We start from the raw sequence: 499 nt of genomic DNA, 5'->3' as shown, positions 1-499 counted from the left end.
CGGTCCGGCCGTCGTCCAGCGACGGTCCACGGACCATCCTGGCGCAGGACTTCGACGACACCCCACCGGGCGAGGTGCCCGCGCCGTGGGCGGTGACGGCACCGGCCGGTGCCATCACCGTGGCGCCGGCGCCGAATAGCGACGACCAGGTGCTGCGGGTCGAGAACCCCGCGGGCGAGCAGCCGTGGGCGCGCCACGATTTCGAGCCCACGTTCGACGATCTGACGCTGTCGTACCGGGTCCGGGCCAGCCAGACCAACGACAGTCAGGGCATTCACCTCGGTCTCGCTGGGGATCCGATCAGCCCGGATATGCTCGCCAGCGTCGACCTGTTCTCGAACGGCCAGCTGCGTGTGCGGGACGGCAGCACGCACGTCGATGTCCAGCCCTACACCATCGACACGTGGTATGACATCGAGCTCCGGGTGCGCCAGATGGAGGACACGTTCGACCTGCTCATCGACGGCGAGCCGGTGGTGCAGGACGCGTCCGTGCGCAA

At 69.1% G+C, this 499-nt stretch carries 1 protein-coding gene; it reads left to right on the top strand.

Translation table 11 applies throughout. The features are described from left to right. A partial coding sequence (locus tag ELR45_RS35470) for a hypothetical protein (RefSeq protein WP_165367914.1) occupies window positions 1-499 on the top strand: 499 nt, incomplete at both ends.

The organism is Phytoactinopolyspora endophytica (genome assembly GCF_004138495.1).
Lineage (GTDB): Bacteria > Actinomycetota > Actinomycetes > Jiangellales > Jiangellaceae > Phytoactinopolyspora > Phytoactinopolyspora endophytica.
This window is presented reverse-complemented; position numbering and strand designations above follow the sequence as displayed.